14 protein-coding genes and 1 riboswitch are annotated in these 16,092 nt (G+C 69.9%); of the genes, 8 read left to right on the top strand and 6 right to left on the bottom strand.

The window, feature by feature from the left end; translation table 11 throughout:
* Positions 1–50 precede the first annotated feature (50 nt).
* A complete protein-coding gene (locus tag BMZ30_RS09025; RefSeq protein WP_093377659.1) occupies positions 51–1,826 on the top strand; it encodes a glycosyltransferase family 2 protein in 1,776 nt (591 codons plus the stop codon).
* Between the two features lie 32 nt (positions 1,827–1,858).
* On the opposite strand, the gene BMZ30_RS13560 is transcribed toward BMZ30_RS09025, so the two are convergent.
* Complete coding sequence (locus tag BMZ30_RS13560; protein WP_177191332.1) at positions 1,859–4,429, bottom strand: bifunctional glycosyltransferase/CDP-glycerol:glycerophosphate glycerophosphotransferase; 2,571 nt, start codon at positions 4,427–4,429, stop codon at positions 1,859–1,861.
* A 55-nt stretch (positions 4,430–4,484) separates the two neighbouring features.
* On the opposite strand from BMZ30_RS13560, the gene BMZ30_RS09010 reads away from it, so the two are divergent.
* The gene (locus BMZ30_RS09010; RefSeq protein ID WP_093377656.1) at positions 4,485–6,596 is read left to right on the top strand and encodes an acyltransferase family protein; all 2,112 of its coding nucleotides are present in this window, start codon (positions 4,485–4,487) and stop codon (positions 6,594–6,596) included.
* Here the strand turns inward: BMZ30_RS09010 and serC are convergent.
* From serC to BMZ30_RS13745, 5 genes are all read right to left on the bottom strand, one after another.
* Entirely contained in the window at positions 6,593–7,714 is a 1,122-nt protein-coding gene (serC, locus tag BMZ30_RS09005) for a phosphoserine transaminase (protein ID WP_229828769.1), read from the bottom strand. The genes BMZ30_RS09010 and serC overlap by 4 nt on opposite strands.
* 140 nt (positions 7,715–7,854) lie before the next feature.
* Positions 7,855–8,430: an acyltransferase gene (locus BMZ30_RS13925; protein WP_093377651.1), complete on the bottom strand. Its 576-nt coding sequence runs from the start codon at positions 8,428–8,430 to the stop codon at positions 7,855–7,857.
* 182 nt (positions 8,431–8,612) lie between these two features.
* Positions 8,613–8,753 (bottom strand): hypothetical protein, encoded by a 141-nt coding sequence (locus tag BMZ30_RS13755; RefSeq protein ID WP_177191331.1) that lies wholly within the window; start codon positions 8,751–8,753, stop codon positions 8,613–8,615.
* 205 nt (positions 8,754–8,958) lie between these two features.
* On the bottom strand, positions 8,959–9,111 hold the full coding sequence (locus tag BMZ30_RS13750; RefSeq protein WP_177191330.1) for a hypothetical protein: 153 nt from the start codon (positions 9,109–9,111) through the stop codon (positions 8,959–8,961).
* Entirely contained in the window at positions 9,108–9,284 is a 177-nt protein-coding gene (locus BMZ30_RS13745) for a hypothetical protein (RefSeq protein WP_177191329.1), read from the bottom strand. Before BMZ30_RS13745 ends, BMZ30_RS13750 begins: the two co-directional genes overlap by 4 nt.
* Positions 9,285–9,760: 476 nt before the next feature.
* Here BMZ30_RS13745 and BMZ30_RS08995 point away from each other — a divergent pair, with 476 nt between their 5' ends.
* The 6 genes from BMZ30_RS08995 to BMZ30_RS08970 all read left to right on the top strand — a co-directional run bounded on the left by BMZ30_RS08995 (position 9,761) and on the right by BMZ30_RS08970 (position 16,091).
* Positions 9,761–10,462 (top strand): iron-dependent transcriptional repressor DtxR, encoded by a 702-nt coding sequence (locus BMZ30_RS08995; protein ID WP_093377649.1) that lies wholly within the window; start codon positions 9,761–9,763, stop codon positions 10,460–10,462.
* A gap of 140 nt (positions 10,463–10,602) precedes the next feature.
* Positions 10,603–10,792: riboswitch (cyclic di-AMP (ydaO/yuaA leader) on the top strand.
* A gap of 2 nt (positions 10,793–10,794) precedes the next feature.
* A complete protein-coding gene (locus BMZ30_RS08990) occupies positions 10,795–11,586 on the top strand; it encodes a C40 family peptidase (protein WP_093377646.1) in 792 nt (263 codons plus the stop codon).
* Between the two features lie 231 nt (positions 11,587–11,817).
* Positions 11,818–13,860, top strand: coding sequence for an Ig-like domain repeat protein (locus tag BMZ30_RS08985; RefSeq protein WP_143073169.1), 2,043 nt, complete (start codon positions 11,818–11,820; stop codon positions 13,858–13,860).
* Between the two features lie 101 nt (positions 13,861–13,961).
* Positions 13,962–14,930 carry a universal stress protein gene (locus BMZ30_RS08980; RefSeq protein ID WP_093377641.1) on the top strand — a complete coding sequence of 323 codons (969 nt, stop codon included), beginning with the start codon at positions 13,962–13,964 and terminating at the stop codon, positions 14,928–14,930.
* A 113-nt stretch (positions 14,931–15,043) separates the two neighbouring features.
* Positions 15,044–15,718, top strand: a complete 675-nt coding sequence (locus BMZ30_RS08975) for a hypothetical protein (protein WP_093377639.1) — start codon at positions 15,044–15,046, stop codon at positions 15,716–15,718.
* Positions 15,719–15,773: 55 nt separating this feature from the next.
* Positions 15,774–16,091, top strand: a complete 318-nt coding sequence (locus BMZ30_RS08970; protein ID WP_143073168.1) for a hypothetical protein — start codon at positions 15,774–15,776, stop codon at positions 16,089–16,091.
* Position 16,092: the final 1 nt, after the last annotated feature.

The raw sequence follows: 16,092 nt of genomic DNA, 5'->3' as shown, positions 1-16,092 counted from the left end.
GCGTGCTGAGGTGGCGGAGGGGGCGCCGGAGGGCCAATGCTGGGTCAGCGATGGAGGTCGCCGAGGGGCGCCCGCGGCTTGTCATCCGCGAGAGTAAGGACGTCCGACGAGCGCTGCACGCGCTCGGACCCGTCGTTGCGAGCGTCGACGTTCGGGTAAGGAGTGCTGACCTGCTTCGGGCTCTGACCGTCGCAGGCCAGACGGTGTCCGTGACGGACTCGATGACGCTGGCGATCAGCAGGGCGCGGCTGCCCTGGGCTGGATGGCGGGCGACGATCGATCTGCCTGGCGCGGACGTCTCAGTCGTGTGGCCTGAGGGCCGGCTTGGCGTGATGACGGTGGCAGTCGCGCTCGGGACTGAGACGACTCTCGCCAATGTGGCGCGCGCCGTTATCCGGGCGATCAGGCCGGGCTACGGCCCGGCCGACGCCGTCAGCGCACAGCTGACGGTAAGCCCGTACGCTCCCGTTTCGGCGCTGGGAATGCTAGCCACCCCCTGGGCAGACCCACCGTATGAAGAGCCGTTGCCGGACGTTCTGCTGGGGTCGGATGTCGTCGCCACCGGCGAAGAAGACGAGGCGCGTTGGCAGGCCGCCGCCACGGTGGTCCTACCGACCGACGGGGGAGGCGCCTTGCGCTCACCGCAGCCGACAATCGACATTCACTTGCATCATCCGGTGAACCGGCGCGCGCCGCGCAACGGTGATCCGAAGGCGCTCAGAGCAGGTCTGCATGCTGACGGGGAAGGGTGGCGCATTAGCGCGGCCTCGGGGGCAGCCGTGCTCTTGCGCCCTGGAGAGCCGATCTCTGCAGACAACCTGCACGCCCTGCGCAAGGTCGAATCGATCTCGCTCACGGATGTCCGCGCCGACAGCCCTCACCTCCCGGCGCGGCTCGTCGAGCTCGCGGCGTCTGGCCTCATCCTTCACGATGGAGATCACCTAGCCGGTGCCCTACCTGGTGTCGACCCGGTCCTGGTCTCTTCGTTCGCCGGAAGACTGCCGGAGCTCGCAGCCGAGCGGACGATTCGTGGGGCGACACAGCGTCGGCAGGCCCTGCGCGCGCACAACGGCGTCGTCATTCCCCGAATCGTCGACGGTGAGGCGCGCTTAGTGCCCGTCGCAGATTCCGTGCCGCACGTCACTGTGCTCCTGACGACGAATCGTCCGCATTTGGTTGTGAGTGCGCTCCGACAGATTGCAGCGCAGACCTATCCATCGCTGGACGTCGTCGTGGTCCTGCACGGGACCGGCCCGCTCGCCCTCACCGACGACGAGGATGCCGAGTTGGGGCATCTGCTCACAAACGTCGTCGAGGTCCCCGCGTCTGAGACATTCGGGGAGGCACTCGCGGAGGGCACGCGGCGTGCGTCGGGCCCGCTCCTCACCAAGATCGACGACGACGACCTTTACGGCCCGGAGCACGTCTGGGACCTGGTGCTCGCACGGATGTACAGCGGTGCGACGGTCGTCGGCAAGCAGGCCGAGTTCGTCTACCTGGAAGCGCAGGATACGACGATCCAACGCAAGTTCCGCAGCGAGTACTACTCGGAGCAGGTCGCGGGCGGGACGCTCCTGATCTCCCTGGCCGACTTGTACTCCGTCGGCGGCTGGCGCCCGGTGCCCCGCGCCGTTGACCGTGCTCTCTTCCAACGCGTGTTGCGCGAGGGGGGCCTCACCTATGTGACCCATCCGACGGGCTTCATGTACGTCAGGCACGGACGCGGCCACACCTGGGTGAAGGATGACGAGCACTTCCTCCCCTTAGCGATGCACCACTGGCCGGGAATCTACCGCGAGGCGTTGGGAGAGCGGGCCGCAAGCTGAGACTTGCCGCTCAGGTCAGGCCGCTGAGTGGATCACCTCGCGCCACGCCTCGGTGAGCGGAGCTTCTTCATGGCCGCAACCACGCGCTCGCTCGAGCGCCCGTCGCGCGTGGGGAAGGCTGCTGCGATGCGCTCGGCGTAAGGGGACGCCGCACGACGCCCGGCGAGCGTGACCTCGTCAATCGCCGAGAGCGCGCCCTCAAGGTCGGCCCGGACCGGGCCGAACCCGTCCCGCTCGTACTCGAAGTAGCCGCCACGGCCAACGTGCGCGCCAGCAAAGAAGGCTTTTGCATCAAACTGGAAGTAAACGACAGGTCGGTCCATGTAGGCGGCGTTGAACGCGACGGATGAGTAATCGGTCACCAGCACCCCGGCGCGCGCGAACGTTCGGGCGATGTCCGTACCGACGTACCGGATGAGCTTCACGTGCGCTGGCAGGCGCATGGCGTCAAGCAGCAACTCCATGTTGGGGTGCGGCATGAACGCGATCGTGAGCCCGCGCTCGTCCGCGATGCGCTTGAGCTCTTCGGAGGCGAGCAGATCGCGCCACTGGCGAACGTAGTCGGACTGAAGGAGGTCGTCGGCCATCTCACGGTGCTGGGTCGCCTCGGCCGTTCGGGGCGCGAGCCAGAACCGCCACGTGGGCGTCACCAGGATCAGGTCCTGAGCCTCAGTCGCAACCTCATGTCCGGCGCGGTAGAGGCGGTCGAACCGCGGGAGGCCGGCCATCGTTACTTCGCGCCTGGTGAAACGGAACGGAGAGTGATCCCCGCCGACGAAATCGAGCTCAGCCGGCGTGCTGGTGACGAAGAGGTCGATCGGCTTGGGGTTGAGCCACCGCGAGATGTCGTCCTTGATCACACCGTGCTGCAGAAACGTGAACCGCCAACGCGGTGGACGAAGCCGCGTGACCTCTCGGGGGTTGATGACCGGAGCGTCGGCGTGCGAACTTGCGAGGTGCGCGGCATTGAGGAGGAGCAGCTTCCAGCGCAGGGAGCCGTAGGGCACCACCCGACGATACCCATCGGCGCGCAGCCGGGCATGGTCGGGTGCGCTGTCCTCGATCACGAACCACGCGTTGATGCCCCGGTGCTTGTGTCGGAGGTGCCGGAACAGCAGCTCGGCGCTGTCGTCCGCGTCGTGCACGCGATCCATGAGCACCCATGCGTTGCCGAAGACGCGCTTGACGAGGCTGGAATCCGCGAGGCGGAGCGTCCACCGGTCCCGGGCCGAAAGCGGAGTTCCCCTCGCGACCGTCGAGAGCGGGAGGGGCCTGGCGCGCTGAGCCGCTCGCGCGGCCGCGAGAAGCCGCTTCGCTCGGTAGTCGGTCGGCGCCGGCCAATCTTCGCGGATCTGCACGAGCTGCCCGTCGAGCCTGATGGTCAAGTCCTTGGTCAGCGGAAGCCAGACGATCCGCTCCTGGACCATGGCGTGGTCGAAGAAGGTGTGGTCCTGGATCTTGGTGACGACGGGCTCGAGTGGCCGGCCACGATCCCGGAACTCTTCAGTGGGAAGCTGACCTGCATATCGGTAGCTCACGCAGAGCAGGCGCTGGTCGACGTCGACTCGGGTGAGCACCGCGACGGACGACCGCCAGGAGTCCTGGCCGAGCGCGAGCATCGCGTCGCGCCAGGTGCTCGAGAAGCGCCACAGGTCGAACGTCCGAAGCACGTCGTCGGACAGGTGAGCCCGGATCTTCGAGAGGTGGCCGAGGAACTCTCGGGCGACGTCGCCGTTCGCGGCGGAGGCGGAGCCTGACGGCTTGTCCTCCGCGCTGAAGAACCAGGAGAGCTCGTAGAGCAGGAACGTCTGCACCCACGCGGGCGCGGCTCCGTAGCGCTCCGCCGCGGCCTCAAGCAGGTCGAGGTAGCCGTAGCGCGGCACGTCGGTGTAGCGCCCCGGGTGGGTCAGGCTCGTCTGCAAGGTCGAGGACTTGTCGGAGCGCTTGCGGTAGTAGTACTGAGCCGTCGTCACGAACCCGATCTTGCGTTCTTCGCAGTCGAGCAGGTACCGGCCCGTGAAGTGCCCGTCCTCGAAGTTGGGGCGGATCCGGTCGTCAAACGTCCGGCCCTGCGCGCGGATCAGATCGAGCCGGAAGAAGGCGCAGGGTGCGCTGCCGTAGAAGAGGTCGTCGTGCTTGTCGAGGTCGATCAGGCGGTTGCGGGCGGTGAAGTGCTTACGCAGCGGGTGGGTGTCGAGCTTCTCACCCGTCCCATCCATGTGCAGGATGCGGTACGTGCCGGCGAGGACTGCTGCCGGATGCGCCGTCAGGAAGGCATCAATTTCCGCGAGGTAGTTCGCTGAGACCGTGTCGTCGGGATCGGTGAACGTCACCCACTCGCCCGTCGCGTACTCCAGACCGACGTTGCGCGCAGCGCCTTGGCCAGCGTTCGCCTGCCGGATCACCCGCACAGTCTCCGGTCGCCGTCGCGCCCAAGTGTCCAGGAGCTGCGCCGAGGAGTCGGTCGACCCGTCGTCGATCAGGATGACCTCGAGTCGCGCCAGGTCGAAGGTCTGCGCCTCGATCGACGCGATGAAGTCCGGGAGGTACGCCTCGACGTTGTGGACCGCAGAGACAATCGTGAACCGAGGTACCGAGCGCATCAGGTCAGAATAGTCCCCGGCGACTCCGCGCCGCGCGATACCGCAGAGGGAGAACATGACGGGTCTAGCAGCCGGTGCTCCGCGCGTTGACCAGCGGGTTAGCGGGGGCCGAGCAGTCCGGCGGGACATCGAAGGGCTGCGCGCCGTCGCGGTGGCGCTCGTGGTGGTCTACCACCTGTGGCCGGCTGCCCTCCCGGGCGGCTTCGTCGGCGTCGACGTCTTCCTGGTCGTCTCCGGATTCCTCATCACGACCCACCTGCTCGAGCACCCGCCCCGACGCCCCGGTGACCTGGCCGCGTTCTGGGGACGCCGGATCCGCCGGCTCCTGCCAGCCTCGTTCCTGGTCCTCCTTGTGACCCTCGCGCTCTCGTGGCTCTTCGCGCCCATCACGCAGTGGGGCGAGACCGCACGGCAGATCCTTGCCTCCACCTTCTACGTGGAGAACTGGGCGCTCGCGGCAAGCTCGGTCGACTACCTCGCGGCCGACACCGCGCCGAGTCCCGTCCAGCACTTCTGGTCGCTGGGGGTCGAGGAGCAGTTCTACCTCGGGTGGCCGATCCTCGTGCTCGCCCTCGCCTGGGTCGCGCGGCGAGCGTCGCGCGGTGCCGACGACCGCAGCAGGGCCTGGATCACGGCGGGGCTCGCGGTGGTGGTCGTCGCCTCCTTCGCCTGGTCGCTGCACCTCACTGCAGCCGACCCCGCCCGCGCGTACTTCGAGACGCCGGTGCGGGTGTGGGAGCTCGGCGCGGGCGCACTCCTCGCCGGCCTCGCGCCTGCGGTCTCCCGCGGCCTCCGGGATCGGGTGGCCCTCCGCTCGCTGCTCGCCTGGTCGGGGGTGGCCACCATCGTGGTCGGGGCGTTCCTCATCGATGGTTCGACACCGTTCCCCGGTACGGCCGCGCTCGTGCCCGTGCTCGGCACGGTTGCCGTCATCGCGGCGCACGCAGACTCGCCCCGGTCGCCGACCCGTGCGTTCGCGCTCCGCCCGGTCCAGTACCTCGGCTCGATCTCCTACTCCGTGTACCTGTGGCACTGGCCCCTCATCGTCCTGTTCCCGTACGTCGTCGGGCACGAGCGCAACCTGCTCGAGTCGGGCGCGGTCGTGGGCCTGACGCTCGTCCTCGCGGCGCTCACCAAGAGGTACGTCGAGGACCGGCTGCGCGGGTCGCGTCCGCTCGGCGTCCCGCTGTGGCGGACGTACGTCTTCATGGCGGTCGGCATGGCCGTGCTCACGCTCGCGGTGACCGGGGTCCGCGCGGACCTCGACCGCGTCACGCGCGCCAGCGCCGAGCGCCTCACTGCCGCCGTCGCCGACCCCGGCGCGTGCTTCGGTGCCGCCGCGCTCGCGAACGACGGCTGCGAGCCGCACGGCACCGAGCTGCTCCTCGAGCCGGCGAGCGCGGCCGCGGACAAGCCCGACCCCTACCGGGACGACTGCTGGGTCCTGGGGGACTTCACTGACCAGAAGGTGTGCACGTACGGGTCCACCGCGCCCGGGGCGAGCGAGGTCGCGCTGATCGGCAACTCGCACGCGGGCCACTGGTTGCCCGCCCTGCAGGAGATCGCCGAGGCCGAGAACCTGCGGATCACCACGTACCTCGTCTCCGAGTGCTTCACCGTGCCGGTAGAGATCGAGTTCGGCAGTGCTGAGCGCAACGCTGCCTGCATGGCGTGGAACGAGCGCGTGCTGCGCGAGACCTCCGACGGACGGTTCGACCTGCTCGTCGTGTCCAACCGCACCGCACGGCCCCTGGCGGGCGTCGCGCCGCAGGACCAGGCCGACGCGGCCGAGCAGGCGCACCGCGCGTCGCTCGAACGGTGGCGCGAGGGCGGGACGCCGGTCGTGGTCATCCGCGACACCCCGTACGCGACCGAGATCAAGAACGTGCCCGACTGCATCGCCGAGCACCTCGACGACCTCGCAGCGTGCGACGGCGACCGGGGACGGGAGCAGCCCGACCCCCTCGCGCGAGCCGCGGCGTCCTTCCCGGACGACGAGGTCGCGCTCGTCGACCTGACGGACCTGATCTGCGCGGACGAGACGTGCTACTCCACCGTCGGTGGCGTGATCGTCTACTTCGACTCGGGGCACCTCACCGGCACGTTCGCGCGGTCGCTGGCACCGTACCTGCGGCCCGCGGTCATGTCCGCGCTGGCTGCCAGCTAGCGCTCGAGCGAGCCCACCACGAAGTCGACGCACCCGGTGAGCGCCGCGACGTCGTCGGGCTCCACGGCCGGGAACACGCCTACGCGCAGCTGGTTGCGGCCCAGCTTGCGGTAGGGGAAGACGTCGACGATCCCGTTGTCCCGCAGGGCGCCGACGACGGCGCTCGCGTCGATCTGGTCGTCTAGGTCGATCGTGGCGACCACGTGGGAGCGCTCGGCTGGGTCGGCGACGAACGGCGACGCCCACGCGCGCGCCTCGGCCCACGCGTAGACGAGGCCGCTCGAGCGTGCGGTCCGCTCGGTGGCCCACGCGAGCCCGCCCTGGGCGAGCATCCACTCGACCTGCTCGGCGAGCATGACGAGGGTCGCGACGGCGGGGGTGTTGAGCGTCTGGTCGAGCCGGGAGTTCTCGAGCGCCGTCTGCAGCGAGAGGATCTCCGGGATCCAGCGCTCGCGGGCGAGGCGCTCGGTGCGCTCGACGGCCGCGGGGGACAGGGTGGCCAGCCACAGGCCGCCGTCGGACGCGAAGACCTTCTGCGGCGCGAAGTAGTAGACGTCGGTCTCGGCGAGGTCGACCGGCAGGCCGCCCGCTCCGGAGGTCGCGTCGATGACGGTGAGCGCGTCCTCGGCCGGGGCGAGCCGGCGCACGGGGGCCATGGCTCCGGTCGAGGTCTCGTTGTGCGGCCAGGCGTAGAGGTCGACGTCGTCGCGCACCGTCGGCAGGGCGACGGTGCCCGGCGACGCCTTGGCGATCAGCGAGTCCGCGAGGAACGGCGCGGCCGACGTCGCGGCGGCGAACTTCCCGCTGAACTCGCCGAACACGCCGTGCGACGCGCGGTCGTCGACCAGGCTGAACGTGGCGACGTCCCAGAACGCGGTGGCACCGCCGTTGCCCAGCGCGACCTCGTAGCCGTCGGGGAGCGAGAAGAGCTCGGCGAGGCCCGTGCGGACGCGCCGCACCAGGTCCTTGACCGGCGCCTGGCGGTGCGAAGTCCCGAGGGGGCTGCGGCCGGCAGCGGCAAGGGCGGTGATTTGGGTGGCGCGCACTTTACTCGGACCCGAGCCGAACCGTCCGTCAACAGGGAGCAGCGCACTTGGGATCGCGATATCGGTTGTCACCCCGGCAGCATACGTTGGAGTCACGATCAGACGGTCAGCGCTACGATCTCGGGCACAGTGCACTTCGCACGGCGACTTGTCGTGGCTAAGCGATGCGGGTGAGCGCCCGTCCGTCGCACGCATGAACTGCCTGGCTCTGGTCATGTGCTCCCGAGGTCTCGTAGCACTCGCGCTGGGACGCCTCCGACGAGAGCGTTCGGCGGGCAGTCCTTGGTCACCACCGCGCCGGCCGCCACGATGGAGCCGGGACCGATCACGACTCCGGCCAGGACGGTAGCTCCGGCTCCCAGCCAAGTACCAGCTCCGATGGTGATCGGATCCCAACGATTCTTTCCGGCTCGTTTCCGCCGATCGCCGAGTTCATGAGTGTCGCTGATCAGCCGAACGAACGGACCAATGTTCACGTCGTCCTCGATCACGACTCGGGCGCGGATATACGCATCGCGATTGATGAAGACGCGTCGGCCAATGGAGACCGGGCCCATAATTTCTGCGCCATCATATATCGTGGTGTGATCGCCTATTGTCACGGAGCGGCCATCTGGATAAGCCCGAAAGTGAACAGACCTGGCGATTCGGCAATGTGACCCAACCGTCACGCTCCCGTTCGTAGCGTATTTCTCACCACCCGCCTGTCGATTTTCGGCGAGGAGGAAGTTGACCTCTTCGCGGAGTGAGCGGATTTCAGCCGACAGTTGTTTGCGCCTCAGAAACATGGCTGCAGTTTAGACCGTGAACGAGAGGTGGCTGAGCGCCGTGGCCGCCAACCGGCGTGGCTTCCGGGATCCGCCAAAGTCCGGGACGGCGTCGGCGCTGTCAGACGGCGCACGACCCCTGCTAGCGAGACGCGGACGGGGGCGACAGCACCTGTGTTGGTGCCACTGCACCCTTGGGGTTCTCAGTGCTGCAGCCTGCGGCGCGGGCACATGAGACCTCCGCCGACGAGCAGTGGCGCGGCCGCGATGACGCTGCGCACCCGGGCGTCGGTACCGGTGCGCGGCAGCGTGTCGGTCGGCTCGTCCTCCGTCGCCTCGGTCATCGGCTCGTCGCTCGTCGGTTCGTTAGTCGCCTCGGTGAAGGGCCTCGTCCGACGACCCTTCGGTGGGCGGCTCTGCCGTCGGTGGCATGGTCCGGTCGGCGGGCACCTCGGGTGCCGCGGCGTCCGTGACCGTGTAGGTACCGACGGCGATCTGGCCGTAGGCGTCGGTGACCTGGTAGGCGACCGGTGTCGTCGTGCCCGCGAACTACTCGAGCGACGTGAAGGTGATCACCCCGGTGCGGGGATCGAGGGCATAGGTGCCCAGCCCGGGACCGGGACCGGGACCGTGCTGGCGGTGCGGGGCGGTGACGCTGGCCGTGTAGGTGCTCGAGGCGGTCTGTCCGTACGCGACGGTCACGACGTATTCGCCCCGCCTGCAACAGCGAACCCGAGCCGCGGCGTGAATGTGAGGGCTCCCGTGGCGGCGTCGAGGTTGTAGCGCCCCTCGCTCGGAAGGGTCGCGGTCGCGACTGGCCGGCCATCTTCGTCGACCAGCCGCACGGTGGCGCCGGCGGGCACGAGGACCTGCACGGCGTGCTTCTCCGTGGCGATGCCAGCCGACCGCAGGGGACCGGGCTGCGGTGCGCGGACTCGTGCCCGGGCCGCTCCGATACTCGGGATCGGTGCTCTTGATGATCTGCGAGATGAACACCGTCGGCACCGCGGGTGCGCCCGGTGCGCTCGCGGCCGGCAGCGCGATCTCTGCGGTCCCGTGGGCCAGAGCCAGCGCCACGCCAGCGGTGGTGGGAGGCGGATGTGGGCCTCGACCCGGGCGCGGGTATGGCGGGCAACGATAGGCATAACTCGCCTCGGTCGCGGGCGCCACTGTGGCTCTCGGCGTCGGAACGCCGGACCCCCATGACGGAAGTGGGTGAATCGGGACCTAGGCCATGTGCGACGCATCACGGCGCCTGAGCAAGTACGGAGAGCGGCGATCCGGGTCTGACCCCGCCGTCACCGTGGCGGCCTAGACTGCTCGTGAACCACTCGACGGAAGGCTGGGCGGCGTGAGCGACCTGATCGACACCACCGAGATGTATCTGCGGACCATCTACGAGTTGGCGGAGGAGGGCATCGTGCCCCTGCGGGCGCGCATCGCCGAGCGCCTGGGCCACTCGGGACCAACCGTCTCCCAGACGGTCGCCCGGATGGAGCGTGACGGCCTCGTGATCGTCAGCGGCGACCGGCACCTGCAGCTCACCGAGCTCGGCCAGCTCAAGGCCGTCCGCGTGATGCGCAAGCACCGCCTCGCGGAGCGGCTGCTGACGGACGTGATCGGCCTCGACTGGGAGTACGTCCACGAGGAGGCGTGCCGCTGGGAGCACGTGATGAGCGACCGAGTCGAGAAGCGGCTCGTGGAGCTGCTGGACCACCCGTCGTTCTCGCCGTACGGCAACCCCATCCCGGGCCTCGTCGAGCTCGGTGAGCACGAGGAAGAGGTCAACTTCCTCGCGGGCGTCGTCGGCCTCCCGCTGTTCGCGGCCGGGGTGAGTGCGGGCGAGCGCCGCACGGCGACCGTGGCGCGCCTCGGTGAGCCCCTGCAGACCGACGTCGAGCTCCTGACCCGGCTCGCGAGCGCCGGCATCACCCCCGGGACCGAGATCCTCGTCGAGCAGCCGCAGGGTGTCCTCACGGTGACCTCGGAGGGCGCAGAGACGGTGCTGGAGCTGCCCCAGGAGATCGCGCGGCACATCTTCGTGCAGGCCTAATCCCGCACGGTTGCGCCCCTGTCGACCGTTGTGGCCGTGTTGGTGAACAACACGTGAAACGTTCCGTGATCGGAACGTGACATTCGGTCGACGGGTGGGGTACCGTCATCTTGCTTCACCCGGAACCCTGGGTGAGGCCCACACGCAGAACGCCGAGCTCTGCCACTGCGCGTGGGAACCACACATCCGCATGGCAGGGGCGGGGGAACCACATTCGGGTACTGGTGACAGTGCCCTGGGGTGAAGCCAGACGGACCTCGTGTCCGGACGGCCGGGTGATCTCCCATCCGAACCCGACAGCTAACCTCGAAGGCGTCCTGGAGAGGTACTACGTGTCCACTAGCACGATCCGCGCAAGGCACCGCGCCGCGCGTCGCCCCATCAGTCAGCTCATCTCCGACGCCGCAGGCGACAACCTGATCCAGGCCGGTCGCCGTTCGGCCATCGTGGCTGCGTCGTCGTCGCTGCTCGTGACGATGATCGCCAACCCGGCCTCCGCCGCGACCAACGACTCCAACGTCGCGCTCGGCACCGCCGACGTCACCGCGCTGACCTCGCAGGCTCGCGCCCAGCTCGAGGCCGCCCCGGTCGTGACCGTCGCGGACGCCAGCTGGACGGTCAGCGTCGAGGACGTCGAGGTCGTCAAGGTCAAGCCGGCCCCCGAGCCGGAGCCCGAGCCCGTCGTCGTCACCCCGGCGGCCTCCCGCTCGGTCGAGCGCACCGCCGCTCCGCAGGCCGAGGCGCCCGCCAAGCAGCAGAAGGCCACCAAGGCGCCCAAGGGTGCGGCCTCCAGCAGCAAGATCATCGCGATCGCCAGCCGCTACGTGGGCGTCCCGTACGTCAGCGGTGGCTCCACCCCGCGTGGCTTCGACTGCTCCGGCTTCACGTCCTACGTGTACGCCCAGGCCGGGATCTCCCTGCCGCGCACGTCCAGCCAGCAGCGCTACGCCGGCACGGTCGTCTCCCGCGCCGACGCCAAGCCGGGCGACCTGATCTGGACCCCGGGGCACATCTCGATCTACGCCGGTGGCAACCAGCAGATCGACTCCCCGGTCCCCGGCAAGACGATCCAGTTCCGCTCGATCTGGCAGTCGAACCCGATGTTCATCCGCGTCACCGGCTGACACGACCGGCGCGCGCAGTACCTCTGCACACGTCAGGCCCTGACCGATATGTCGGTCGGGGCCTGACGTGCGTCGGCAGAACCTTCACAGGGCCTCCATGGACGAGACGTCCACGACGCGGACGGCACGCGCTAGATTCAGCGCGGGTCGTGCGACCCGGCCTGGCGCCCGTGGGGGGACTGTCACCAGGAGCGGATGCGTCTGGCGACGCTGGGCCCCCCGAGGACGATCATGCACATCACCCGGGGGATCGCCGCCGTGTGCGCGGCGACACTGACCTTCGCCGTCGTCCCGGCAGGAGCCGCCGAGCGGCCCACGCCGCCGACCGCGACCCGCGCGACGCTCGAGGGCGAGCTGCTCCTCGCGTCGGCCAACCTCGCCGCGGGCGGCGAGGAGCTCTCCGTCTCCGTGCGGACGGCCGACGGCGCGATCGTCGCGCTCGACCCGGCCGCGCTGCCCGACGAGATCGGCTCGGCGGCGTCGGGCGCGGAGGTCGAGGTCGTCGTCCGGGTGCCCGCTGCGGTGCAGGACGAGCTTGCCGAGGTCGCCCCCGGCGCCCTGGCCGACGGGTCCGCCACCGAGGAGGTGGCCGAGGCCCTCGCAGACCTGGACGACGTCTGGGCGCTCGACGCCGCCGTCCTCGACGGTCCCACCACCGACGTCGGCGAGCGGCTTGCGGACACCGACCCCGCGGCCGGCAGCGCAGCGGCGCTCGCCGCCGCGAAGACGCACGCGGCGTACGTCGTCCTCGTCGACGACGCGCGCGCCACCGGCGAGTTCACCACGGCCACCGCGACCGACGCGATCTCCCGGGGCGCCGAGTACTGGAAGCGTGAGTCAGGCGGTCGCATGGCGGGCCTCGCCATCAAGCAGACGGTGACGCACAAGACGACCGACGTGTGCACGTCCGTGAGCACGAACGCGGGCATGGAGAGACTCTGGGCCGACGTCGCGGCGAAGTACTACGGCGGGGTCCAGTTCACCGCGACGAACGCGCGACACCTGGTGGTCATGCTTCCCGCGGGCTGCGCGGACCTCGGCATCGCATGGACCGGTTTCGCGCGGATCAACTCCGACCTCGGCTCGGGCGGCCAGATGATGTTCATCTATGACGACACGCTCACCGTCGCGCACGAGCTGGGGCACAACTTCGGGCTCGGCCACTCCAACCTGATCCTCGACGGGCCGTCGCAGGAGTACTACGGCGTGCACAGCGTCCAGGGCTTCACGATGCCCAAGGACGCCGAGGACTTCTTCGCGCCGCCGGCTCTCGACGTCGCCTACCTCGACGCGCTCAACCTCGCCCCGCGCGGGACGACGACGCGCGGCACCCCGGGCGGGACCACGACGCTTGCCCCGGTCACCGCAGGCTCCGGCCAGCGTGCCCTTGCTTTCACGGACAGCGAGGGCACCCTCTATTACGTCGAGTACCGCAGCGGGACCGACCGGGACGCGGAGGCGTTCTACGCGCTCCCCAACGCGGGGGAGTGGATGGAGGCCGACCCGTCGGCGGGCGTCCGCGTCTATGCGGTGAGCTATTGGGCGGGCCTCGACGTCGAGACGCTCGGGACGTTCAGCGGCGGTCGCTGGCACTCGACCCTCAAGCCTGGGATGTCGGTCAAGACCCTCGACGGCAAGCGCACGATCACCGTGCCGGCGATCAGCGGCGGCACGGCCTCGGTGCAGGTCACCGGCGCAGCGTCGACGTCGACCGCGGTCGCGGTGGCAAAGTCGACGCACGGGAAGAAGGCTCGTGTCACGGTCACGGTCAAGGGTGCCGGGCCGATGGGCGGCGTCGTCTCCGCAAAGGTCGGCTCCACGAGCCTCGGATCGGCGGAGGTGAAGGCTGACGGGACTGCCCGGTTCACGCTCCCGGCCAGCCTCGCCGCCGGCCGCCACTCGGTGACGGCGACGTTCGCGGGCACCGCTGCCGCCGGTGCGTCGAAGGCGACCAAGAAGATCCGGGTCGCTCAGGCGAAGCCCAAGGTCAAGCTCATCAAGGTGAAGAACCTCAAGCGCGGCAAGAAGGCGACGCTCACGGTGCGCGTGAGCGGGACCGCGGCGACCAAGGCCACGGGCAAGATCAAGGTGAAGGTCGGCTCGAAGACCGTCTCGAAGACGGTGAAGCTGAAGAAGCGCAAGGGCTCGTGGACCGCGACCGTGCGCACGACGCGACTTCCCAAGGGCGTCGTCCGTGTCGTCTACGCGCCGTCGGGGGCGGCCAAGAAGAACCTGGCCAAGGGCGCGTACTCGACGGGCAAGCGCGTGCGCTGACCGGGAGTCGTTTGGCCGCTGACGGCGTCGAAAGAGTAAAGTCTCCTTCAAGGCTTGGGTCAGCACCGAAGCGCCCGACCCCCGGTGAGAGGAATGACGCCATGACTGCACGCGACGTCGTACTGGTAGGTGTGGACGGGTCGGACCCGAGCATGCACGCCCTCGACTGGGCGATCGCGGAGGCCGCTCGCCTCGGCTGGGACCTGCACATCGTGTGTGCCTACTCGATGCCGTCCTTCACGGCTGCCAGCCTGGACGGCGGGTACGCCGCGCTCGACGACACCGCCGTGCTCGAGGGCGCGAAGGCGGTCCTCGAGGAGGCGCACCAGCGCGCCTCGGCCGCCGGCGTGACCGCGACGACCGCCGTGACGGCCGGTGACCCCGCGGGCGTGCTGGTCGACATGTCGAAGGAGTTCCGCCTCGTCGTCGTGGGCACGAGCTGCCAGGGCGGCTTCACCGGGCGTCTGCTCGGCACCGTGTCCTCCGCGCTGCCCGCGCACTCCTACTGCCCCACCGTGGTGGTGCCGTTCCTGGGGTCCGACGGCGCGCGGGTGGGCCCGTCGTCCGTCGTCACCATGACTGGGCTCACCCCGGTCAACGACCGCCCGCTCATGCCGATCCGGCGCATCGTGGTGGGCGTCGACGGATCGCCGACGGCGGAGCTCGCCCTGCGCGCGGCCCTCGCCCAGGCGGACGTGTGGGACTGCGAGCTCGTGGCCGTCGCGGGCGTCCCCGTGGGCTCGAGCGTCGGGATGCTCGCGTGGCTGCCGGCCGCCGTCGACCACGAGGCCGTGCTCGCCGACGTCGCCGAGGGACTCAAGGTGATCGTCGATCGCGTCCAGGCCGACTTCCCCGGCCGCGAGGTCCGCCGGATCGTGCTGGACGGCACGGGCGCCGAGCTGCTCACCGAGTTCTCGACGGCGAGCGACCTGGTGGTCGTGGGGTCCCGGGGGCGCGGCGGGTTCGCCGGCCTGCTCCTCGGCTCGACCAGCCAGGCGGTGCTGCACCACGCCAAGTGCCCGGTCATGGTGGTCACCAAGCGCGCGGTGGAGGGCGACCCCGAACACTGAGCCACCGCGCGAACGCCTCAAGACTCGGGTGTCGCAGACCGATATCTCCGGTGACGGTGCACCTCTGCGCCGGCCGGGCCTCGCCCGCGCGACTCCTGAAGGAAGCACCGCTCATGTCGCTCCGCACCCGTACGGCGAACGCCGTCGCTGGCACCCTGCTCGCCGTCGCCCTCGTCGCGGGCGGCGCCGTCGCCCCCGCGGCCGCCGCGCCCACCGCCACCGTCGCCACGGCGGGCTCCGTCGCCGTCGCGAAGGAGAAGCCGGCCACGTCGGCGAAGGCCAAGTCGACCAAGAAGACCAAGGCCAGCAAGAAGGCGCGCGCCACGGTCGCGAAGGCGAAGGCGTGGTCCGGCCGCGCGACCGCCGCTGCCCGCGCCGCCAAGCAGGACGCCGCGGCCGCGATCGCGGTTCGGGACATCTGGGCGACCGAGTGGACCGCCAACACCGACGAGCTGCTGGCCGAGGCCGCTGCCGCGCTCACGATCGGTTCGCCGGAGTACGCGGAGGTCGTCGCTTTCGTCGAGGCCGTGGACAAGGAGGTCGCCCGGATCCGCGTGCTGGCCAAGAAGTCCGCGAAGTACGCGAAGTCCGCTGCCCTCGAGGCCAAGAAGGCCAAGACCTCGTTCGCGAAGGCCAAGAGGGCGAAGACGCAGAAGACCCGCAGCGCGCACGCCCTGCGCACCAAGAAGTCCGCGCTGCGTGCCGAGAAGTACGCGTCGTCCGCGAAGAGGGCCCTCGACGGCGTCATCGCCGTCAACACAGGACTGATCGAGCTCGCGGAGCTCTGACGCTCGGTCCCTGTGGACAACGTCCCCGCTGCCGCGAACGCGGCTAGCGTCGTCCGTGCATCCGACCGACGGGTGCACGGACGACGGGGGTGGCATGGGGGACAGGCTCGTGGTCCCGACCGGGCGCATCGCACGCCTGGCCGCGGACCTGCAGGTGGTGGCACGCGAGCTCGAGGGCAGCGATGGCACGGCGGGCGCGCTCGCGGCGGCCTGCGGGCACGACCGGCTCGCCCGGGAGATCGAGGAGTCGGCACGGTGCTGGCAACGGCGACGTGAGGACGTGGTCGCCGGGGTCGTGAACCTTGCCGACGCGTGCGACGGCATCGCGATCGCGTTCACGGACGCGGACGTGCACCTCGCGCAGGCGGTGTGAC

The organism is Flavimobilis marinus, assembly GCF_900113055.1.
In the GTDB taxonomy this organism is placed as follows: Bacteria; Actinomycetota; Actinomycetes; order Actinomycetales; family Cellulomonadaceae; genus Flavimobilis; species Flavimobilis marinus.
Note: the sequence above shows the minus strand (reverse complement) of the source record. Positions and strands in the feature narration are given on the sequence as shown.

Coding starts and splice junctions, on each gene's coding strand:
- BMZ30_RS13755 (WP_177191331.1), bottom strand. CDS start 8,753: ATGACCGAGGCGACGGAGGACGAGCCGACCGACACGCTGCCGCGCACC.
- BMZ30_RS13925 (WP_093377651.1), bottom strand. CDS start 8,430: ATGTTTCTGAGGCGCAAACAACTGTCGGCTGAAATCCGCTCACTCCGC.
- BMZ30_RS08980 (WP_093377641.1), top strand. CDS start 13,962: ATGACTGCACGCGACGTCGTACTGGTAGGTGTGGACGGGTCGGACCCG.
- BMZ30_RS08985 (WP_143073169.1), top strand. CDS start 11,818: ATGCACATCACCCGGGGGATCGCCGCCGTGTGCGCGGCGACACTGACC.
- BMZ30_RS09010 (WP_093377656.1), top strand. CDS start 4,485: ATGACGGGTCTAGCAGCCGGTGCTCCGCGCGTTGACCAGCGGGTTAGC.
- BMZ30_RS13560 (WP_177191332.1), bottom strand. CDS start 4,429: ATGCGCTCGGTACCTCGGTTCACGATTGTCTCTGCGGTCCACAACGTC.
- BMZ30_RS09025 (WP_093377659.1), top strand. CDS start 51: ATGGAGGTCGCCGAGGGGCGCCCGCGGCTTGTCATCCGCGAGAGTAAG.
- BMZ30_RS08975 (WP_093377639.1), top strand. CDS start 15,044: ATGTCGCTCCGCACCCGTACGGCGAACGCCGTCGCTGGCACCCTGCTC.